Raw genomic sequence first — 21,830 nt, 5'->3', positions numbered from 1 at the left:
CATTTCACGTATGATAGTATGGCGTGTAAAAATCGGAAGATTTACGCATCTCCCTTTGTCTAACCGGATTTTTAAATAGACCAAGAGATGGCTTCAATAATTCTTCATAAGTTGTATCCGTATGGAAAGGAGGTTACTACAATGAAACAAGGCATACACCCTAAGTTCAACCAGGTTATTTTCTTCGATGCTAGCGTAGGCTACAAATTCCTTAGCTCATCCACCAAATCATCCGGTGAAACTATGGAATGGGAAGACGGCAACTCTTACCCGGTGATCCGTGTAGACTCCAGCTCTGCATCCCACCCGTTCTACACAGGTAAACAAAGAGATACCGAAACTGGCGGCCGCGTTGACAAGTTCAAACAACGTCTCGCTCAGAAGAAATAATGGTATTGCTATAGAGGATATTCCCGCATCCATGCAGATGGTGAAGGAGTATCCTCTTTTGTTTTGTCCGGAACCTTAGGTACCGGTAGTATTTTTTGGCAGAATGATTCATTTGTGCGAAAGAGTAGGATATAATAAGGCAAAGCAATCTCAAAAATAGGAGAAATATGACATGCCGTGGATGCAGGGTTATCCGTTTTACTTGGTAATGGGCAGCGTTCTAAGTCTCTACATGGGCATCGGTTCTTACAAGCACCGTCATACACCAGGAAGATGCTATTTATGGATATTGATGCTGCTGGTCAGCATGATCTTCGCGGCTACGGCCGGAGAGATTCTAACGGATTCCTTCGAGGCGAAGCTATGGTGGAAGAATGTGCAGCAGGGCCCGCTTTTTTTGAGTGCGATCTTCACCTATGCGGTTATTAAAGAGTATGTATCCCGTTCCTCTGAGGGTTTGTCCAAGAGGCTTATTTATTTTTGTATCCCGGTGGCGGTGGATGTGCTGCTGATCTTCACCGACTCTTACCATCATCTGATGCGCAGCGAGGTCGGACTGGCTACGGTGGCCGGTGTTACCGGAATCGTAGTGAAGCCCACGGTGCTCAGCATGATCCTCATCGCGTACGATCAGTTATTCGGACTGTATGCTGTATATCTGCTGGCCATCTCTCTCCTGAATGGGCCTAAGTATTATTTCCGCCATAATGCGCTGCTGTTATTCAGTCTGCTGGTCCCGGTCCTGTCGGTGTTCCTGCTTCCGCTGCTGCAGATTACGATTACAGGCTTCACGGCCTTCACTTACCTGCCGCCCATCGTGGCCGCTTACCTCACCTTGTTCCGCGATCCCAGACTGTCCTTATATCCGCTGGCTAAGAATAAAATCTTCGAGAATATGAAGGACGGCATCGTCCTGACAGACCGCTACGATTACATAATGGATGTCAATGAGGCGGCGGATGCTATGCTGTCCGAGCTGCTGGAGGAGAAGCCGGAGACCTGGATGGGCACAAGCATTCAGCCGCTGCTGAGGCAGCACGGGCAGCTGTCGGCCTGCTATGCGCAGCGGAGGGAGGGACAGTTCGAAATCGAGCCTCCCGGCCGGAGCGGGTCCTGCTATGGGGTTGCGCTCATTGCCACAGAGCAGGTCCGGGCGAAGAGTACGGGAATGCTGCTGGTCTTCAGTGATCTTAGCGAGAAGAAGAGGTATGAGCGGGAGCTGCTGCATCAGGCCACGGTGGACGATCTGACCGGGCTGTACAACCGCAGGCATTTCATGAGGCTGGTGCAGAGTTACTCCGCACAGATCGGCGCGGGTATGGCCTTGCTGCTGTTCGACATCGATGATTTCAAATTAATTAATGATACATACGGACACATGGCCGGTGATCAGGCACTGGTGGATTTGTCGGGCAAGATTATGCAGGTATATCATGACAAAGGAATTGCCGGGCGCGTAGGCGGCGAAGAGTTCGCCGTCTGCTTCTTCGCCGGCAGCGAAGCCGCGGCCTTGAAGGAGGCGGAGAGCTTCCGTACCGCTATGGGCGAGCACATCGTGGAGCTGGACGGGGGGCATCACATCCAGCTTACGGTGAGCATCGGCATCGCTTTTACGGATCAGGCAGATGTGACCTTCGAGGACCTGTACCGCGAGGCGGACGAGGCGCTGTACCTGTCCAAGGCCACGGGGAAGAACCGGGTAACCTTAGGCCGTGAGCCTATGGTGCGTCAGGCAGCTAAGGGGTAGGCGTCAGCTTCAGGACAGCGCTGCTGCGGTCATAATGCATCGCTACGCCTAGCTCGGAGCATAGCGCATCCAGTGGAACCATGACCTTTCCGTTCCGCAGCTCCGGCGGAGTTCCGGTTAGGAGAACCTTCTTCCCGTTCACGGTCAGGATCATCGGCGGCTCGAATTGCTTCAGCTGCTGGATGGACAGCGCCGGGGGAAGTGTCCGGTTCCCTTCATTAATCCGTGGAGCATTCAGTGTGGTTCTGGAGCTCAGGCCCAGCCCGATATTAAATTTCAGATGGATGCCGAGTGAATCGCAGATTTGCAGCAGCTTATCGTTATAGGAACCGTAAGGGAAAGCGATAGCCGAATCCGTGTTGCCCAATTCTTCTTTCAGCCTGCGCTCTGCATGAGCCAGGTCCCCGTTTACTCTTCTGTAGTATTCTTCATTCAGTTCATTCCGGTTCTCATCATGAATATACAGCAGGGAGCTCGCCGCCGGGCGGGTGCCGCCCTCTGCATCGACCACTGCATAATAATGCAGATTATACGTATGATTATAAAAGCCCATTCCGGCGCGCTTCATCTCCCGCATCTGCTCCCAGGTCAGCTTGGGCACCTGACGCTTACTAGTGTTGTCTACATCAGAGACAATGATGAAGTTCACGGCGGTGTAGCCGTACTTTTGCAGAATGGGAAAAGCCAGCTTGTAAAAGCTCTCATAGCCGTCATCGAACGTCAATAGAACTGCATTATCGGGCACCGGCGCGCGGTCCAGCATGAACTGCCGGTATTGCTTCATCGTGATGACATGGAAGCCCTCCTGCTTCAGGAGCTGCATCTGCTCATCGAACTGTGCGGCGGGTAATACGCCGGGATAGAGCGTTAACGGCGTTTCCGCCAGATGGTGATACATGAGTACCGCCACATGATCCTTATAGTACACCCCCTTGGGGAGCGGAGCCTCCTTTTCCCAGCCAATACGCGCATTAAGAATACGTTCAGCGAGGTCTTTATCCACCATCAGCTTATGATCCGCTGTCAGTGCATAGGCATCTGTCTTGAATTCGACTCCATCAAGGCCGGTAATGCTCAGCTTGGTCATTGCTTTATGTCTAAAAGGCACAGGCAGGAAGACCACCACCAGCAGCAGCAGGATGAGGATATAACGTGTTTGCGGTTTGTGCAGGTTCAGTTTCAATGTCCGATTCTCCCCATCTCTCGAATATTAAGATAATAATAAACCTATAACGTCTGCCAAGACAAAAATGTGACAGGATCTTAACTAAGCGGTGTGGTTTTTGTAAGGTCTGTGGTGGTAATTAGAAATATAGTAATATCAATATATTAACAATTTGCCGATTAGCAGATACTGGGGGGCGGCTATGGAGGATTTCAGAGATCGGATGAGGGCTGTGCAGCAGCAGCAGGACGGGCTTTTGAAGGAATACCAGTCTTTGATTGAAGAATACGAGAGTAATGATCTCGTCCGCGAGAACGAAGTGTTAAGAAGGGAAAATGGGGCAAACAGGCAGAGCCTGGCGGAGCTGAAGGCGCAGGCCGCGAGGCTTGAGCGCGACAACTCGGAGCTGCGGACTGCGCTGGCGGAGCAGATTCTGGATGAGAAGCTGGGCATTCTCCGGGTATCGCGGCAGAAGCTGCAGACTTATTTTTCCTCACGGGATCATGCGTACCTCGACCGGCTTACGTCCTTCGAGCAGGACGCCAAGCGGCGGATAGAGGAGATGTACAGTATCGGGGCCCGCGAGCTGGGCCAGGAGAAGACCCAGATCACTTATATATTGGATGAGGTGCAGGCGAAGCTGAATGAGAGTATCCTGCTGCGCAGGCAATGGCAGCGGGAAGCAGAGCGTTCGCTCAGGGGGACGATGGACAGCGGGCTGGATGATTTGGCTGCTGAAGGGGTTGACGAGGAGACCCTGCTGCGCCGCCGCAAGCAGAACCGGATCGAAATGAAGATTGGCCTGAATTGGATCAACCGCCTGGGGATTCTGCTGCTGATCCTGGCAGTGGGCGCCGGGTTCAGATACACCTACTCCACCTGGTTCAATGATTATATGAAGGGCAGTGCCTTCTTCCTGCTGGGGGCAGTCATGCTGGCGGGCGGGGAGTGGCTGTTCCGCAAGGGGCGGGGAGCCTTCGCACTGGGGCTGATTGGCGGCGGGGTGTCGGTGCTGTACGGCTCGATATTTTACAGTTATTTTCTGCTGGAGATTATCGGGTTATGGGCCGGGATCGGCCTGTCGGTGCTGGTCACGCTGTCCGCTGTGCTGCTGTCGCTGCGCTATGAGTCACGGACGATCTGTTCTATGGGGCTTGTAGGGGGTTATCTGCCGCTCTTCTCTTATATGGGAGCCTTCGGGCTGGAGGGCAGTGCAGTGTATGCGGCGATGGGGTATCTGTTTGTGCTGAACCTGCTGATTCTGCTGATCTCTCTGCGCAAGCGCTGGGTGGTGGTCAATTACATCAGCTTCCTGTTCAACACGCCGTCTATCCTGGTGCTGATTTATCTGGCAGACAGCTACGCTGCGGGCATTCTCTGCACTGTGCTGACCTTCGCCATGTATCTGGGGATTACACTCTGGTATCCGTTCAAGTTCAAGACGAAGCTTAACTGGCTGGACTTCGGCCTGCTGGGCTGTAACACGCTCGTTAGCTGCATGACACTGTATCTTCTGTTCCTGAATGCCGGGCTGGATGATTTCACAGGCGCGTTGGCGCTGGCCTTCTGCCTCATGTATCTGGGGCTTGGTGTCCTTCTGGAGAAACAGATGCCGCAGGAACGCGAGAGCCGTCTGCTGTTCTATGTCACCTCACTGACCTTCGCCATTCTGATGATTCCGTTCCAGCTGGGAGCGGCCTGGTGGTCCATCGGCTGGCTGGTGGAAGGTGTGGCGCTTACGGTCTACGGACATCTGTACCGCTTCAAAATGGTAGAACGTGCAGGCTGGGGCATCCTTTCCCTCTGTCTGCTAACCTTCTTCGGATTCGACGTTCTGCTGCAGCTCTCTGATTATAATGCGGTAATCTACTACACGAACTCCTATTTCGATCTGAAGTATACATTTATTACCGCGGGTATGGTGATTGTAGCCTTATTGTATGCCATCCGTTATTCGAATCAGGAGACGCTGCTCCGCAGCACGCCTGCGGAGGTGCAGGCTACCGTCTGGTTCAAATATGCGGCTATCGTTAATTTCTACGGGTATGTGGTGTATGAAGCATTGCGCCTGTATGACTGGATGGTGCCGGGGGATATGGCGCACAATGCCTTTTACAAGCTGCTGCTGGCAGGTCTGCTTACCTCTGGACTCGCTTATGCGCTGCCGAAGGTGAACGTTCTGTATGACAAGGTGGTCGGCATCATAGTACTGGTGCTGCACGGGATCGCCTATGCGGTCTGTATCGGCATCACGTTCGGTCTGCCCAGTCTTCCGGAAGGATGGTCCGGCAGCACTGCCGCAGATGTTGTGGCGCTGGGTCTGCTTGTTCTGTTCAATGTGTTCGTGTGGTTCAGCAGTGCAAGGCTGTTGCGGACAACGCTGCTGCGCGATTACAAGAATATAGAGCTGTACCCGGTAGCTATGGGCATCTATCTGCTGGTGATGGTTACGGCGTTCCTGGGGGTGCAGATGCAGGTGCGTGACGGAGGGCTGGCCTTCAGTCTGCTCTATCTGCTGCTGGCTGTGATGTTCATTATGTATGGCTTCTGGAAAAGATACCTGTATATCCGCCGCTTCGGACTGGCGCTATCCCTGCTGGCAACCGGCAAGCTGCTGCTCTATGATTTGACCCTGCTGAACACCGGCAGCAAGATCATCGCGTACTTCAGCTTCGGACTCTGCCTGCTGGGAATATCCTACCTCTACCAGCGGATATCGGTCAGAATGGAGGAAGCTTATGCACTCGAAGAGAAAGACAGGACAGAGAGCTAGAGTGGCGGCTGTGCTGCTCGCTGTATTGGGCGGACTTGTGCTGGGTCCCGGCGCTTTCCCGCCGCACAGTGCAGCAGCGGCATCCGGCGAAGCGGAGAAGACGGGCGGCGGACAATGGAAGTTCTCACGCGAAATCTCCGTCCCGGAGACGGCTCCTTACTATGAATTGTACTTGGATGAAGCGGTGTACCGCTCGGCGGCAGAGGACTTGCACGATCTGCGTATACAGGACAGCACCGGCGCTCCGGTTCCCTATTATATGGAGAGCGGAGCGGAGACGGTGGAGGAGCATAGCGCGATCTATGCCTCCGAATTGATCCACAAGGCAGTGAAAGGGACGGATACCCTGCTGGATTATCAGATTAAGCCGCTTGCCGAGCATGCCGATATTCAGGGGAACCGCCTGGTGTTCGAATTGCCCGCAGAATCCTTCCTGAAGCATGTGGAGGTGTGGGGCGGCTATGACGGGCAGGCCTGGGAGCAGCTTGGTACAGGGGATCTGTATGCCACGAACGGGTTGAGTGCGGACGGCATTACGCTGGAGCGCAGCTACAAGTTCGGCTATTACCGGCTTGTAGTGAAGAACAACCCGGAGGAGCTGGAGTTCCCCGGCCTGACGCTGGTGGACAGCAGCCGGGAGTGGAGCACGGCTGCATTCATGCGGCAGAAGACACCGCAGACGGAGATTACGCAGGTGGAGAACCGTACCGAGATCATAATAAGCAACACGGACCGGCTGAAGATTGGGAAGGTGATGCTCGGCAGCACCGGGAATTTCCTGCGGCGCTATGAGTTGTATGACAGCGCCGGGAGTAAGCTCCCGGTCACCGGAAGCGGGGAGCTGTACCAGCTGGATTTCAAGGATACCCGGATCTCCCGGACAGAGATTCAGCCGGTTACGCCAGCCTCTTCGGATTCCCTGCGGATGGTTATCTACAATCTGGACGATGCCCCCATCTCCATCACGGACCTTAAGATCGAATATCTGGTAGACCGGCTTGTATTTGCGGGAGGGGAGAAGACGCCGTATTCCTTGCGCTATGGCAACACGCTGGCAACCGCTCCGCAGTATGATATTATTAATTTCAAAGACCGGATCAGCGGGGAGAAGCTTGTGCAGGCTGCGCTTGGCGCAGAGACCCGGGTACCGGTAACGGCAGCAGAGCCGCCCGGCACAAGCTGGTGGCTTCAGGGCCGCTGGGGCTTCAATGCCATTATTATTGTGGTCTCGCTATTGCTTATTCTTATCGTAGCCCGCAAGCTGGGCCAGGCGAAATAGGAGATGCGGCACAAGTCCGCAGAAAGAAGGATTACTGCATGACCCTGATTACCATTTGCGTTATACTGCTCCTGCTTATTGCTGCTGCGTATCTTATCATGACTGTCTATCCGGCGTTCGGGCGCAGGGCCGGGGAGCAGGAGAGGGCCCGTAACCTCGGCTCCGCCCATTACAGCAAGGGCAAATTTGCTTATCCGCAGACTGCGGAACTGAGCGGTGACAAGGCTGGAAGCAGCGGACTCTCCATTCTGAAGGACTTCATTAAGGGTAACCCCCACTCCAGACCTGCCGAGCCTCTTCAGCCGCAGCCGCTGTTGCCGTCCTCTATAGGAGCGGGCCGCGACACCCGGGTGACCTGGTTCGGGCATTCAGCGGTGCTGCTGGAGATGGACGGCTTGACCCTGTTCCTCGACCCTATGCTGGGCCGTGCCCCATCCCCGTTTCCGTTCATCGGCGGCCGCCGCTACAGCAAGCAGCTTCCGCTGGAGGCTGCCCTCCTGCCGCAGTTGGATGCGGTTCTGCTCTCCCATGATCATTATGATCATCTGGACTATGGAACCATCCGCCAGCTGAAGGATAAGGTGGGACTGTTCATTGTACCGCTGGGTGTCGGCGCTCATCTGCGCCGCTGGGGGGTGGCCGCAGAGAAGATCCGCGAGCAGGACTGGGGAGATACGCTTACCTATGAGGGGATAACCTTCACATGCGCTCCGGCGCGGCATTTCTCGGGGCGGAGTCTGCTGGACCGCAACACCACGCTGTGGTGCTCCTGGATTATTCAAGGGGAGAAGACCAAGGTCTTCTTCAGCGGAGACAGCGGGTATGGTCCGCATTTTGCCGAGATCGGACGTACCCATGGACCCTTCGATCTTACGCTGATGGAATGCGGCCAATATGATCCGCGCTGGGCGGATATCCATATGCTGCCGGAACAGACTGTTGAGGCGCACATTGATGTGCAGGGAGGTCTGCTGATCCCCATCCATTGGGGTGCATTCACCCTGTCGATGCATGAATGGACTGATCCGGCAGAACGGATCTCGGCTGCTGCGGCGCTGAGAGGGGTACGGCTGGCCACGCCGAGAATCGGGGAGACTGTAACCGCGGGGGCCGCCGGATATCCGGTTCTTCCCTGGTGGAGATGAGGCTGCCCGCCTGAAGGGGACTTGTGGTACAATCAGGGTTCATATATACCAAGGAGCTGACGAACGAAGATGAGCAATGAAGTGAACGAGCAGGAACTGGTGGAGGTATTGTCTGCACAGACGAAGGTGGCCCCGGCCGTTATCCGGCTGGTGCTGAAGCATGAGCAGACGTTCATTAATAAGGCCAAGGCCAATGCCAAAGGCGAGGTTGATATCGATAATGATGATCTGGTTGACTATGTGACTGCGCAGCGCGATGTGAAGCTGGACGAGCTGACGGTGGAGACCATTCTGGATGCGGAAATGGATTACCTGATGGACAAGGGACTGGCCGGATATATCGACTGAAGCCTTAGCCGGTGGTGCGCGGCTGATCCCCCAAAGCCGTGCCCCTGGCAAAGGTTCTCTAAAATTTAAAATTTATTTTGTGTTATTGGCAGTAACCCTTTGCATTTGGGAAAATAGTGTGCTACAATGAAGTTAATCATAAATTTAACCCTTAATTCACATATTGTAAAAGGTTAGCATTTGTGTATGAAGCCTTTTCCAATGTGTGAATTTTTATTTGTTCGTACAATACGTAGGAATAAAAGGACATGTGTTAAATAAACTTTGGAGGTAATATCATGCAAACAGGTACAGTAAAATGGTTCAACGCAGACAAAGGTTTCGGTTTTATCGAGGTTGAAGGCGGAAGCGACGTATTCGTACACTTCTCCGCAATCACTGGCGAAGGCTTCAAGTCTTTGGACGAAGGCCAACGCGTTGAGTTCAACGTAACTCAAGGCGCTCGTGGACCACAGGCTGAGAACGTTGTAAAACTGTAATTCCACAAATAAGCTGCCCTTAACACCAGTTGAGGGTAGTTTTTTTTATGACCATGTAGTAGAGAACAAGCTTCCGTTCTGCCATAACAGTCCGTTGGACGCACTAACCAAGCTATTAGGAGGGGTACTTATGTATTTTCGTAAAAAAGCAATGGTAGATCTTCCGCAGGAAGAGACGGCTATCTGGTCCTGCACCAAGGAAGAATGCACCGGATGGATACGCGACAACTTTGCCTTTCAACATGTGCCTACCTGCTGGCAATGTAATTCGCCCATGACCCGGAGCATGAAGATGCTGCCTACGCTCGTTAATAAGAATTTGGACGCGAAGGCTATTAAGAAGAGTGTGACTATCCACTAAGCTGCCGCTCTTTAAGCGGTTCATACAGAATTAGAGGATAGTAACCTTATACAGCTGTCTGTTCCTTGCCCGCAATGGGCTATTTTTTTTGGATTTTTACCTCTATATATAAAAGGCATTTAAAGTTTGAACTCGAAGCTTGGTCGTCACTGCGGTGAACATTTGGACTTCCGGCCGCTGTTGTCACCAGATTTCTTGATTTTAACCGCTAATCGCGGTGGAAATCCGGTGACAAAGGCGGACGCTATCGCTCCTACAGTTCCAAATTTCCCCTCCGTTTCTTTTTGCTTTTCGTTAATTTCTTTAGTACCTCTTTTATAAAACGGTACTATCCATGAAAAAGACGGCAAAGCCATTCTTAAACGCCGGCGAATCAGCGGGTTGACAATAATGGATAATACAGGGATGATGGGGCTATGAGAAAATATTTTCTGCTCCTGACGTTACTTGCGGTTGCCTTGAATGCAGCGGGGATTTTTTATCATAAGCCTATGCTTAACATTATCGCGATTGGTCTGATTCTGATCTTGATTCCGCTGGATATTTATCTGGAGCCAACCCGCCGCAAGGTGATAAGCTACTGCATCGGCGCGGTATTGCTGGCTCTGCTGTGGGCGGCCCTGCATTTCGAATGGATCACTCCGTTAATGTTCATCTAAGTAGTCTTCTGTGTAAGCCCTTAGGGCAGCTCCTCGAACCGGGAGAACTGTGCTAAGGGTTTTTTGTTGAAATATAATTTATAGTTTCGCACTGCTTACAAAGGATGGCGAGGTGGCGGCACGCAGGCGCATGGGCCAAATGTATGTTGAAAACAGCATACATTGTGGCGGCACGCAGGCGTATGGACCGAATGTATATGGAAACAGCATACATTGTGGCGGCGCGCAGGCGTATGGACCGAATGTATGTTGAAAACAGCATACATTGTGGCAGCACGCAGGCGCATGGGCCGAATGTATGCGAAAAACAGCATACATTGTGGCGGCGCGCAGGCGTATGGGCCAAATGTATACGGAAAACAGCATACATTGTGGTGGCGCGCAGGCGCATGGGCCAAATGTATGTTGAAAACAGCATACATTGTGGCGGCGCGCAGGCGTATGGGCCAAATGTATACGGAAAACAGCATACATTGTGGCGGCGTGCAGGCGCATGGGCCGAATGTATGTTGAAAACAGCATACATTGTGGCGGCACGCAGGCGCATGGGCCAAATGTATGTTGAAAACAGCATACATTGTGGCGGCGCGCTAGTGAGCCCGTTCATGTGATAGGATGGGCAATGATTTATCTTGACAAAACTCCCGGGGTTTGGAGAATAGAGTTGGAAACGCTGCCAACGAAAGAGGGAATTCTGATGCTTCAGAGGTTCAGAGAGCTCAACACACTGCGCAATCAGATATTCATCGGTTTTTTGCTGGTGATGCTCATTATTATTCTGGTATCCGGGGCATTTGTGTATGACCGTGTCTCGATTCTGCTCAAAAATAATGCCGAGCGGCACATCCAGCAGACGGCGGTTCAGGCCAACGGAAGGCTGGATGCGCTGACCGGCCAGATTGACGGCCTGATGGAGCAGGTGGCCAATCATCCTACCGTTCAGCAGCTGCTGCTGGAGGAGCTGGACGGCAATGAGGTGTCCTTCAATCAGCGCCAGTCGCTGCTGCAAATTGTCTCCAGCTATCAGGCGTACATGCCGAGTGTAGGCTCGCTGGAGCTATATACCGCTGATTACAGGCTGCTATTCCCGATTAAGGAAGGCAGCCTGGAGAGCAGGATTAACGAGCAGCATATCAGTGAGGCTAATGCCCAGAAGGGGCGGCTGGTCTGGATCGGCGTTGATCCGCATGATGATCAGAGCCTGCTGGCGATCCGCCAGGTCAGCCTGATGGACCGCTGGTTCTCGCGGGGCGGCTACCTGATGGCCCGCATCCAACGCAGCTACTTCCAGCTCGACGATCCGTTCTCCGGCAGTGACAGCGGGGAGTCTGTGCTGCTCGTGAATGATGAAGGACAGCTCCTCGGGAGCAGCGGAACGCCGCAGGAGGATCTGCTGCCGCTGCTGGAGAGCGGGGATCAGACGGTGAGCTTCCGGGGCAAGGAGTATGTGCAGGTCAAGCTGCGCTCGGACAAGACCTCCTGGACGCTGCTGGTGCTGACACCTGTCAGCTATGTCACCAAGGGACTGTCCGTGCTGCGGACGGTGCTGCTGGTGTCAGGCGGAATCGGAACCCTGCTATTCCTGATTATATCCTTTTTGTTGTCGACAATGATTACCCGGCCGATTATTCACCTGATCCGGGCGATGCGCAAATCCCGTATGGGGGTGCTGACCCCCAATTCGCAGAAGGTATCGACTATGGAGCTCCGGGAGCTGAATAATACCTACAACGGTATGGTGGCTAATATTAATGATTTGATCAGGGTGGTCTATGAGAAGGAGGTCCTGCAGAGCCGGACCGAGCTTAAAGCCTTGCAGGCGCAGATCAATCCCCATTTCCTGTTCAATACGCTGGAGGCCTTCAACTGGTCACTGGAGGAGAAGGGAGAGGAGGAGCTGGCCGGATTAGTGGTCATGATGTCCAGGCTATTCCGCTACATTATGGGCAGCCCGCACAACAAGGATGAATGGGTCACGCTGAGTGAAGAGGTGGAGCAGATCAGGCGGTATCTGCGGATTATGGAGATGCGGATGGGAGAGCGGCTGTCCTGGGACATCAGGCTTGACCCGCATGAGGCTGCTGTACCGGTACCTAAGCTGCTGATTCAGCCGATTGTCGAGAACGCAATTCTGCATGGAGTGGAGAGCCGCGTCGGCAAGGGCGTGATTGAAGTAATCATCACCCCCTCCTCCCGCAAGGGTTGGACCTCAGTGGAGGTGTCGGACAACGGGCCGGGTATGGATGAGGCCGCGCTGCTGGCGCTGCGTGATGCGCTGGATGGCGGGCCCCCGGTCTCTGCCAAGGGCAGCGGAGTCGGGCTGGTGAATGTGCAGCGGCGGCTGAAGCTGTACTATGCGGAAGCGGGCATGAAGACGGAGGGGCTGATCGTAGAGAGCCGGCGGTCTGAAGGGACCGTAATAAGGTTTGAGATTCCAAGCAATGGAGGAGATACCTATGAGTCTGGGCAACAAGACGATTCTAATCGTAGATGATGAACCAAGAACGCGTCAGGGGATTAAGCAGACGCTGGAAGTATGGGCGGCAGGCCGGTATATCGTGGAGACCTGCGACAACGGGGTGGAAGCGCGCGAGCGGCTGCGGCAGGAGCGCGTCCATCTGCTGATCACAGATGTGCGCATGCCGGAGGTGAGCGGGCTGGATCTGATCCATTCGCTGCAGGAAGCTCCCCGGAAGCCGGTGATCATTGTCATCTCCGGCTATGCGGAGTTCGATTATGTGCAGCAGGCGATGCGGCTGGGGGCAGTCAATTATCTGCTAAAGCCGCTGGACAAGTCCGAGCTGCTGACAGTGGTCGAGGATGCGCTGAAGCGGGAGGAGGAGCAGCAGCGCCATGTGAAGCTGGAGAAGCTGGTGGATCACAAGCTGCTGGAGATTGATCCGGAGCAGGCCGGGATGGGGCAGCCGGTTAAGGAGGCCATTGCCTATGTGGAGCAGCATTTGCACGAACAGCTGACGATGGCTGAGGTAGCGGGGATGATTCACCTGAATGCCAGCTATTTCAGCGTGCTGTTCAAGGAGCAGGCCGGGGTCTCCTTCACTGAATATCTGTCCCGTCTGCGGATTCAGCGGGCGAAGGAGTTATTGCTCCAGACCGCGCTGCCGGTCGGGGAGATTGGAGAGCGTGTAGGGTATCGGACGGATAAATATTTCATTAAGGTTTTCAAGTCCTTGGAGGCGATAAGCCCGAGCCGATACCGTCAGCAGATGAAGGGCGGAGCGCAGGAAATCCAATAAATGTGGTATTTTAGCCAATAAATGTGCCCTTATCTGCCTCAGAGTACGATGCTAGAATTTGAATGATAGCGATTACATGGATAATTACGGCCTTTTGCAATGTGAGATGGGGAGGCAATGGCAATGCGAAGGAATCACATGACCAAGGGGCTGCTCCTGGCCTGCATCTGGCTGCTTGTTCTGACAGGCTGCGGCTCTGCGGGAGAGAATAATAGTGAGCTTGCAGCTACCGGTGCCTCTTCCCCCAAAATAACCATTCATATGATGCACATCTGGCCCGCCGGACTCTCCGCGCAGCAGTATAAGCTGGTCAGCCAGATTATCGCAGAATATGAGAAGGAGCATCCGGGTATTATCATCAGGCAGGATGTGCTGGAGAATGAGCAGTATAAAAGCAAGCTCAAGGTGCTCTCCGCTTCCAATGACCTTCCCGATGTGGGCATAACCTGGGCAGCCGGCTTCATGGAGCCTTATGTAAGAGGCGGATTATTCGCTCCGCTGGATGACATCCTGCATGGCGAGCAGCTTAAGGATAAGTTCCTGAAGAGCACTACTGAGTCTTATGTTGTCGATAACAAGACCTATGCGCTGCCTCTGGAGATGAACATCTCACCGATCTTTTATAATAAAGAGATCTTTGCCCAATATAATCTTCAGGTGCCAACAACATATGAGGAGTTCAAGGCAGTTGTGAGAGCGCTCTCCAGTCATGGTGTGCCTCCGGTGGGGCTGGGTAATAAGGACCGGTGGACAGGCTCACTGTGGTATATGTATCTGGCGGACCGTATTGCCGGAAGTGAGACGCTCAAGCGGGCAACGAAGGGGACGGGCTATTTCGATGATCCCGGACTGGTGCAGGCAGCAGCGGAAGTGCAGAACCTCGTCGATATGAACGCCTTCAACAACGGCTTCAACGGCTTGTCGTATGATGAGGGCAAATCGGAATTCATGGAAGAAAAGGCGGCCATGTACCTGACCGGTACCTGGGAGTTGCCCAACTTCACGACCAACCCGGAGATTCCGCAGGCCTTCAAGGACAAGGTCGGCTTCTTCAAATTCCCTACAGTGGAAGGCGGGAAGGGGAATTCGGGCGACTGGGTAGGCGGTCCGGGTGTCGGACTGTTCGTAGCGGAATCGTCCAGGGTGAAGGAGGAGGCCAAGGCTTTTGTCGAATACTTCGTCTTCAAATGGGGCGAGGCTTCAGTGACAAGTGCGGGGGTGATTCCGGCGACCAAGGTCGATACCACGAATGAGGAGCTGCCGCAGCTATACGTGGATCTGTTGAATGAATTGAACAATGCCAGCAGTATTACCCTGTTCGCGGATGTGCAGATGAAGCCGCATGCTGCCCAGGTCCATCTGGATATGATCCAGGCGCTGTTCGGCAAAGCAGTCACGCCGGAGCAGTTCGCAGCCAGACATAAGGTTGCAGTAGCCAAGGGGAACTGAGCATGGGATAAGCTTACGACAAAGGGATGCTAATCAGCCGTATTTCCGGTGGCTGATTAGCATCCCTTATTGGTGTGGCGAGCCGGCCTGAGGAGCTGCCGCAGAATTAGTGCGCCGGAGCGGCCGGAGCGGCTTCCGGCGGTTCGTGCTGGATCAGGCCATGCTTCTCCCAGGCTCTGCTTTTCCAGCGGAAGTACATAATGACTGCCCGCACCCATTCGTCGAACGCTGTGGCCAGCCATACCCCGGCCAGACCCAGATCAAGTGTGAACACCAGGAAGTAGCCCAGCGGCAGACTCATGCACACCATGGAAATCATGCCCATGTAGACCGGGAACTTGGCATCGCCCGACGCGCGCAGCGAGTTGATAATGACCAGATTGCAGGTCCGTCCGGTCTCCAGGAAGAAGCTGAGCAGGATGACCTGGGCGCCCATAGCGATAATCAGCTCATTATCCGTGAACAGACCCAGCAGCGGCTTGCGGAACAGAATGACGATCAGGTCCATGATGACTGTGACCAGCAGCGCCCACTTCACACTGGTGAACACCCGTGAGTAAGCCTCCTGCGTCCGTTTTGCACCTACAAGATGCCCCACAATAATTGAGGTCCCCATTGCCACCGCTACGCTGAACAGGAAGATGTAGTTCGAGATATTAACCGCATACTGGCGGGTAGCCATGGCCTCGGCCCCCAAATAGGTGATGTACAGGGTGAAGACGAGCTGGCAGCACTGGTACATTACGGATTCGAAGGCGGACGGAATACCGATTTTGAGAATCTGCAGCACGTATTTCTTGGAGAGGTGAACGTAATAGCTCCATTTCACGCGTACCTCCATAATCCGGTAGAGCAGCAGAAAGAAAATCAAGAGAGCGATGGAGCGGCTGATTACGGTTGACACGGCCGCACCCTCCACGCCTAGCGCAGGCAGTCCGAAATGGCCGAAGATCAGCAGATAGTTACCGCCGACATGGATAACGTTCATCAGCAGCGATACCGCCATCGTCTGCTTGGTGAAGCCATGGGTCCGGATGGTGGCGGCCAGCGCGTTGATGAGGGCCTGCAGGAAGATCGCGCCTCCGACAATGTTGATATACGAGCGGGCGTAGGCGAGAATGTCACCCTTCACGTTCAGCGCCTGCAGCAGGTGGCCTCCGAGCAGCAGCATCACTGTACTAAGTATGATCCCTACCACAAGATTCAGGGTAACTGCATTGCCGATCACTCTGGCGGCTTCTTTGGGCTGCTTGGAGCCGAGGTACTGCGACACGACGATCGCCGCGCCGTTACCGATGACACTAAGCGCCAGAATAGCTATGGCAATAATCTGATTGGCTGCTCCGACACCGGAGACCGCATCATCGGACACCGAGCTGATCATGAAGGTATCCATACTGCCCATGAGCATGAACAGGAACAGCTCCAGGAAGATTGGCCAGGTCAGCTTCATTAAGTTGAATGTCTTGGGCTTGCTTGTTTCCATCATACACCTTCTTATTAGGATTCCTTGCGGCTGTGAATCTTTGAATCAAATGTATGGTAGCACAGCTGTTGTGAAAATGCAGTAGGATTTCAGACATGTCGGCTAAAAATCCCCCGGCTTCGCCCAATAGTATCCTTCAGGTGACTACCTCACTTTAAAGTGCCTACTTCCCTAATCGGCAGTATATCCCTAAACTGAGAAGCAGCACTTCCTAAAATATATTACGGATAAGGAGAACTTACACATATGAAATTACAGTTAGCACTCGATCTGGTGGATATTGCCGGAGCCAAGGCGGTTGTTGCAGAGGTTGCCGAATCTATAGATATCGTTGAGATTGGAACACCGGTCGTTATTAATGAGGGGCTGCATGCGGTAAAAGCGATCAAGGAAGCTTTTCCGGCGCTTACGGTGCTGGCCGATCTCAAAATCATGGATGCTGGCGGATATGAGGTCATGAAGGCAGTGGAAGCAGGCGCGGGCATCGTGACTGTGCTGGGTGTATCTGATGATTCAACGATCCGCGGTGCGGTGGAGGAAGCGAAGAAGACAGGTGCAGAGATCCTGGTCGATCTGATTAATGTGAAGGATCTCAAAGCCAGAGCCGCTGAAGTGGATGCGCTGGGTGTGGATTATGTCTGCGTGCATTCCGGCTATGACCATCAGGCTGAAGGCAAGAATTCCTTCGCGGATCTGAGAGATATTAAGAGCGTAGTTACCCGGGCCAAAACTGCAATTGCCGGCGGCATTAAGCTGAGTACGCTGCCTGAAGTGATTGCTGCGCAGCCTGATCTGGTAATCGTGGGCGGCGGTATTACTGGCGAAGCCGACATGAAGGCAACTGCTGCGGAAATGAAGCGCCTTGTAAGCCAGGCTTAAGCAGCCATGGACACGCAGCAATACGCACAGGAAATTGTGAAGGAGCTGGAGGGCTCCGTCTCCGGGCTGAATGCCGGAGGAGGTGAGGCGCTGACGGAGGAGCTGCTGCGCGCAGGGCAGATCTTCGTGGCCGGTGCCGGTCGTTCCGGCCTGATGGGCCGGGCCTTCGCCATGCGGCTGATGCAGGCCGGGCGGACAGCTTATGTGGTCGGAGAGACAGTAACGCCGGGCATTGGCCCCGGCGATGTGCTTGTACTGGGTTCCGGCTCAGGCGAGACGAAGGGACTGGTCTCCATGGCTGAGAAAGCCAAGGCAATCGGAGCAGCTGTAGTCCTCGTAACCATTCAGCCGGATTCGACGATCGGACGTCTCGCAGATTATACAGTTAAGCTGCCTGGCGCTCCCAAGGAACGGCCGGACGGCGGCTATACTACGCTGCAGCCGATGGCCTCCTTGTTTGAACAGACGCTGCTTGTATTCTATGACGCAGTTATTCTGCGGATCATGGAGCAGACGGGGCAGACCTCCGGCCGGATGTTCGGCAAGCATGCCAATTTGGAATAGCATACGATTTGGAATAGAATAGAGCTTGGAATACAATAAAGCTATCACACGGATGCTTTCCTTGACGGGAGGGCATCCTTTGCTGCTTATGTGCGGTGGGCGATGGATTTGTATTATGATGATAGCCGGAAGGGGGCTAAATATTGGCGACTGAAATTAAAGACCGTATCAACCTGAAGGAGATCAACTGCGAGAAGGAGCTTACGCTCGCTGTGATCGGCGGCAAGTGGAAGCTGATTATACTGTGGCACCTGGGTCTGGAAGGGACTAAGCGGTTCAGTGAACTCAAGAAGCTGATCCCCCATATCACCCAGAAAATGCTGACCAACCAGCTCCGCGAGCTGGAGGAGGATCAGCTGGTATTCAGGCAGGTATATGCGGAGGTTCCTCCGCGGGTAGAATACTCCCTGACAGAGTATGGACATACTCTGATGCCGGTGCTGCGCATGATGTATGACTGGGGCAAGAATTACGGGGACAAGGTGATCTGGAAAGATGCACCTCACTGTGATAGGTAGCAACTGTAAACGAAGTCGTTCTATTTGTATTGTGCAAAATTAAGTTGTATACTAACATTTGTGAAGATTTAAATAAATGGAGGCTGATAGGTATGCTGAAGACAGAATATAGCCCGCTGCTGGAGACGTTCAAATTCAAGAACGGGATTGAACTGAAGAACCGTGTGGTCATGGCGCCGATGACTAATTTCTCCTCCAATGAGGATGGAACCGTCTCCCGGCCGGAGCTGGATTATTATATCCGCCGTTCGGGCGGGGCGGGGATGGTCATTACCGCGTGTGTCTATGTCTCACGCGGCGGGAAGGGCTTCCCGGGTGAATTCGGAGCTGATCATGACGGGCTGATTCCAAGTCTGCGTGAGCTGGCGGAGGCCATCAAGGGCGAAGGAGCGAAGGCCGTGCTCCAGATCTTCCATGGCGGACGCCAATGCCCGCCGGAGCAGCTGGTTGACGGACAGCCTGTCAGTGCAAGCGATGTGCCGGCTGAGCTGCCGGGCGGCGGACAGGGGGCGGTTCCGCGCCCGCTGACAGACGAAGAGATTACCGGAATTATCGCTGATTTCGGTGAAGCGACGCGCCGGGCGATCGAGGCCGGTTTCGATGGCGTCGAGATTCACGGTGCGAACGGATATCTGCTGCAGCAGTTCTTCTCGCCGCATTCCAACAGACGCGAAGACCGCTGGGGCGGGGATCTGCAGAAGCGTCTCGCCTTCCCGCTGGCCGTTCTGCGCAGTGTCAAGGCTGCGGTGAAGCAGCATGCAGAGGGTGCATTCCTTGTAGGCTACCGCTTCTCGCCTGAAGAGCCGGAGACGCCGGGGATTACGATGGCTGACACGTTTACTCTAATCGATGCGCTGACAGCAGAGGGGCTGGATTACCTGCATGCGTCCCTCATGGAGCTGTGGTCGCTGCCACGCCGGGGAACGGAGGACAGCCGTCCGCGTATTGAGCAGATCGTTGACCGGGCAGGAGACAAGGCGCCGGTAATTGGCGTAGGCTCACTCTACTCTGCCGCCGATGCCCTGAAGAGTCTGGACAGCGGCATCAGCCTGGTGGCGCTGGGCCGTCCGCTTCTGATTGAACCGGACTGGGTGCAGAAGCTGGCCGGGGGCCGGGCCGATGAGATTATGACAGAGCTCGATCCGAACGCCCAAGCAGAGCTTGTGATTCCGGACCCGCTCTGGAGAGCATTGATCCATACACCGGGCTGGCTGCCGGTTAAGCAATAAAGCAGGCAGAAGGATAACGGTCTGTGACCAAAGCAATATAAGAACCCCGTGCGCCCCTGTTTCCAGGGCGGCACGGGGTTTTTGCTGTTTTTAATATAATCTTATTTACGCTTTATGTTCCGCCAGACGGGCAATCTCAACGATAACCTGTACAGCCTTCAGCATTACGTCTACAGAGGCGTATTCAAATTTGCCGTGGAAATTCTCGCCTCCGGTGAAAATATTCGGTGTAGGCAGCCCCATATAAGAGAGCTGTGAGCCGTCAGTCCCTCCACGGATTGGACGGATAACCGGCGTGATTCCGAGGCCCTCCATCGCTTCCCGGGCGATATCGACGATATGCCGGACGGGCTCGATTTTCTCGCGCATATTATAGTATTGGTCATTCAGCTCCAGGATGATGTTGTCCGCCCCGTATGTAGATTTGAATTCCTCCACAATTGCGGCGATATTCGATTTGCGGTTCTCGAACTGCCCGCGGTCAAAGTCGCGGATAATGTAATGCAGCTTGCTGTGCTCGGCACTGCCTTGCATGGAGATCAGGTGGTAGAACCCCTCGTAGCCGTCTGTGAATTCAGGGGCTTCACCGGCGGGCAAACGGAGATGGAAGGCCATGGCGATTTTGGACGAATGGATCATCTTGCCCTTGGCTGTACCGGGATGGACATTGACTCCGTGGAAGGTGATTTTGGCGGCGGCGGCATTGAAGCTCTCATATTCCAGCTCCCCAAGCGGGCCTCCGTCCACGGTGTAGGCATAGGAAGCACCGAAGGCGGCAACGTCGAACTTATGCGGGCCGCGTCCGATTTCTTCATCGGGGGTAAAAGCGACCCGGATCTTGCCATGCTTAATCTCCGGATGCGCCAGCAGATGGGCCATAGCCGTCATGATCTCAGCGATGCCTGCCTTGTTGTCTGCCCCCAGTAGGGTGTTGCCGTCGGTCGTAATCAGCGTATGCCCCTTGTAACCGCTCAGCTCCGGGAAGCTCTTCGTGGACATGATAATATTCTGGGCTTCATTCAGCACCAGATCCTGCCCGTCATAGTTCTCTACAATCTGCGGCTTCACATTCGTGCCGGTGAAATCCGTAGCGGTATCCAGATGGGCCAGGAAGCCAATCACCGGAACCTCTTTATCCGTGTTGGCGGGCAGCGAGGCCATGACATAGGCATGCTCGTCCACCGTAATCTCCGTCAGTCCCAGCTCCTGCAGCTCCTCTGCCAGCTTATGCGCCAGTACCATTTGGCCTGGAGTGGACGGGCAGCTCTCGCTGTCCTCGCTGGATTGGGTATCCATTTCAGCATACGATACAAAACGTCTAATTAATTCTTCCTTCAATGCGGGTCATCTCCTCTTCAGCTTCGTATGTCTATATTATCACGATCCGGCCCGGGTCTCATACTTTAGGCGGAGGGTGAGGAGTGAAAGGGGATGGAGGCTGGCTGGAGACTAGCTTGGCCGAGAGCAGGTAGCGCTCGGGCGCTGCGCCTACATAAGAGAATGGGTAACAGGTAATCAAGGTGAGTACGGGGTCTCTGCTGGGCTTAATCGCTCCCCGCGTATCTCCGTCAACAATCCGGCTCCCGGTCACTTCATAGGTAAAAGTGCCTTTCGCTGTAGCAAGCTCAAGCCGGTCTCCGGTCTCCAGCTCGCCGAGACTGCGGAAGACGGTATCACGGTGTCCGGCCAGCACGCTGTTGCCTGAGGCGCCCGGGGCGGCACTTGCCTCATCGTGTCCGGCGCCCCGCTTAAGCTCCGCCCGTCCGGTTCCCTCCAGAATGGCGACCCGCTTTTTGAGCTTCGGAAAATAGATCTCCCCGATTACCTCTCCAGCTATATAAGCTGGTTTGTCGCCTGTTGGTGATTCTGCGCTGCTGACCATACCTTCAGGAAGCGGCGTTTCTTCTTCGGAACTTACGGGAAGCTGGGCTTCCTCCCTCTTTTTGTCCCAGATACTCAGGGCTTCGCGGGCTTCGGCGGGCGCTTTGAGGATCTGGAAGGCGGAATATAGCATAACACACACAGAGAGCAGGAAGATCAGCTTGACGGCTAAAGTGAATCCGCTGCGCATCTTCATGCTCTCTCCTCCTTACTTATACGGG

General features: G+C 54.2%; 20 protein-coding genes. 16 read left to right on the top strand and 4 right to left on the bottom strand.

Going from position 1 to position 21,830, the window contains the following annotated elements:
- Positions 1-141: 141 nt before the first annotated feature.
- Complete coding sequence (locus NYE26_RS29560) at positions 142-390, top strand: type B 50S ribosomal protein L31 (protein ID WP_036722727.1); 249 nt, start codon at positions 142-144, stop codon at positions 388-390.
- Between the two features lie 172 nt (positions 391-562).
- Positions 563-2,137 carry a diguanylate cyclase gene (locus NYE26_RS29555; protein WP_036722726.1) on the top strand — a complete coding sequence of 525 codons (1,575 nt, stop codon included), beginning with the start codon at positions 563-565 and terminating at the stop codon, positions 2,135-2,137.
- Here NYE26_RS29555 and NYE26_RS29550 read toward each other — a convergent pair.
- Complete coding sequence (locus NYE26_RS29550; RefSeq protein ID WP_339252154.1) at positions 2,127-3,320, bottom strand: polysaccharide deacetylase family protein; 1,194 nt, start codon at positions 3,318-3,320, stop codon at positions 2,127-2,129. The genes NYE26_RS29555 and NYE26_RS29550 overlap by 11 nt on opposite strands.
- A gap of 184 nt (positions 3,321-3,504) precedes the next feature.
- Between NYE26_RS29550 and NYE26_RS29545 the strand changes: the two genes are divergently transcribed.
- From NYE26_RS29545 to NYE26_RS29500, 10 genes are all read left to right on the top strand, one after another.
- The gene (locus NYE26_RS29545) at positions 3,505-6,075 is read left to right on the top strand and encodes a DUF2339 domain-containing protein (RefSeq protein WP_339252152.1); all 2,571 of its coding nucleotides are present in this window, start codon (positions 3,505-3,507) and stop codon (positions 6,073-6,075) included.
- A complete protein-coding gene (locus NYE26_RS29540; protein ID WP_339252150.1) occupies positions 6,041-7,354 on the top strand; it encodes a DUF3999 family protein in 1,314 nt (437 codons plus the stop codon). The genes NYE26_RS29545 and NYE26_RS29540 overlap by 35 nt, the downstream gene beginning before the upstream one ends.
- 38 nt (positions 7,355-7,392) lie before the next feature.
- Positions 7,393-8,499, top strand: coding sequence for an MBL fold metallo-hydrolase (locus NYE26_RS29535; RefSeq protein WP_339252148.1), 1,107 nt, complete (start codon positions 7,393-7,395; stop codon positions 8,497-8,499).
- Between the two features lie 69 nt (positions 8,500-8,568).
- Entirely contained in the window at positions 8,569-8,847 is a 279-nt protein-coding gene (locus tag NYE26_RS29530) for a hypothetical protein (RefSeq protein ID WP_076074792.1), read from the top strand.
- A gap of 278 nt (positions 8,848-9,125) precedes the next feature.
- Positions 9,126-9,326, top strand: coding sequence for a cold-shock protein (locus NYE26_RS29525; protein ID WP_036722718.1), 201 nt, complete (start codon positions 9,126-9,128; stop codon positions 9,324-9,326).
- Positions 9,327-9,456: 130 nt separating this feature from the next.
- Entirely contained in the window at positions 9,457-9,687 is a 231-nt protein-coding gene (locus NYE26_RS29520; RefSeq protein ID WP_036722714.1) for a cold-shock protein, read from the top strand.
- Between the two features lie 416 nt (positions 9,688-10,103).
- The gene (locus NYE26_RS29515) at positions 10,104-10,346 is read left to right on the top strand and encodes a hypothetical protein (RefSeq protein ID WP_209868683.1); all 243 of its coding nucleotides are present in this window, start codon (positions 10,104-10,106) and stop codon (positions 10,344-10,346) included.
- Between the two features lie 697 nt (positions 10,347-11,043).
- Positions 11,044-12,840 (top strand): sensor histidine kinase, encoded by a 1,797-nt coding sequence (locus NYE26_RS29510; RefSeq protein WP_339257658.1) that lies wholly within the window; start codon positions 11,044-11,046, stop codon positions 12,838-12,840.
- The gene (locus NYE26_RS29505; RefSeq protein WP_036728093.1) at positions 12,803-13,603 is read left to right on the top strand and encodes a response regulator; all 801 of its coding nucleotides are present in this window, start codon (positions 12,803-12,805) and stop codon (positions 13,601-13,603) included. The genes NYE26_RS29510 and NYE26_RS29505 overlap by 38 nt, the downstream gene beginning before the upstream one ends.
- 123 nt (positions 13,604-13,726) lie before the next feature.
- Positions 13,727-15,052, top strand: coding sequence for an extracellular solute-binding protein (locus NYE26_RS29500; protein ID WP_339252144.1), 1,326 nt, complete (start codon positions 13,727-13,729; stop codon positions 15,050-15,052).
- A gap of 106 nt (positions 15,053-15,158) precedes the next feature.
- Here the strand turns inward: NYE26_RS29500 and NYE26_RS29495 are convergent, their stop codons facing one another.
- Positions 15,159-16,538 carry an MATE family efflux transporter gene (locus NYE26_RS29495; protein WP_339257656.1) on the bottom strand — a complete coding sequence of 460 codons (1,380 nt, stop codon included), beginning with the start codon at positions 16,536-16,538 and terminating at the stop codon, positions 15,159-15,161.
- A gap of 246 nt (positions 16,539-16,784) precedes the next feature.
- Here NYE26_RS29495 and hxlA point away from each other — a divergent pair, with 246 nt between their 5' ends.
- The 4 genes from hxlA to NYE26_RS29475 all read left to right on the top strand — a co-directional run bounded on the left by hxlA (position 16,785) and on the right by NYE26_RS29475 (position 19,728).
- Positions 16,785-17,417 carry a 3-hexulose-6-phosphate synthase gene (hxlA, locus tag NYE26_RS29490; RefSeq protein ID WP_036691992.1) on the top strand — a complete coding sequence of 211 codons (633 nt, stop codon included), beginning with the start codon at positions 16,785-16,787 and terminating at the stop codon, positions 17,415-17,417.
- Positions 17,418-17,423: 6 nt separating this feature from the next.
- A complete protein-coding gene (gene hxlB / locus NYE26_RS29485) occupies positions 17,424-17,981 on the top strand; it encodes a 6-phospho-3-hexuloisomerase (protein WP_339252140.1) in 558 nt (185 codons plus the stop codon).
- A gap of 143 nt (positions 17,982-18,124) precedes the next feature.
- Positions 18,125-18,499 carry a helix-turn-helix domain-containing protein gene (locus NYE26_RS29480; protein ID WP_036728101.1) on the top strand — a complete coding sequence of 125 codons (375 nt, stop codon included), beginning with the start codon at positions 18,125-18,127 and terminating at the stop codon, positions 18,497-18,499.
- 92 nt (positions 18,500-18,591) lie between these two features.
- The gene (locus NYE26_RS29475; protein WP_339252138.1) at positions 18,592-19,728 is read left to right on the top strand and encodes an NADH-dependent flavin oxidoreductase; all 1,137 of its coding nucleotides are present in this window, start codon (positions 18,592-18,594) and stop codon (positions 19,726-19,728) included.
- 105 nt (positions 19,729-19,833) lie between these two features.
- Here the strand turns inward: NYE26_RS29475 and pepT are convergent, their stop codons facing one another.
- Both pepT and NYE26_RS29465 read right to left on the bottom strand, forming a co-directional pair.
- Positions 19,834-21,066, bottom strand: coding sequence for a peptidase T (gene pepT, locus NYE26_RS29470; RefSeq protein ID WP_339252136.1), 1,233 nt, complete (start codon positions 21,064-21,066; stop codon positions 19,834-19,836).
- 58 nt (positions 21,067-21,124) lie between these two features.
- Positions 21,125-21,805, bottom strand: a complete 681-nt coding sequence (locus tag NYE26_RS29465) for a sortase (protein ID WP_339252134.1) — start codon at positions 21,803-21,805, stop codon at positions 21,125-21,127.
- Between the last annotated feature and the right edge of the window lie 25 nt (positions 21,806-21,830).

The organism is Paenibacillus sp. FSL P2-0136 (assembly GCF_037975325.1).
Classification (GTDB): Bacteria; Bacillota; Bacilli; order Paenibacillales; family Paenibacillaceae; genus Paenibacillus_AQ; species Paenibacillus_AQ silagei.
Note: the sequence above shows the minus strand (reverse complement) of the source record. Positions and strands in the feature narration are given on the sequence as shown.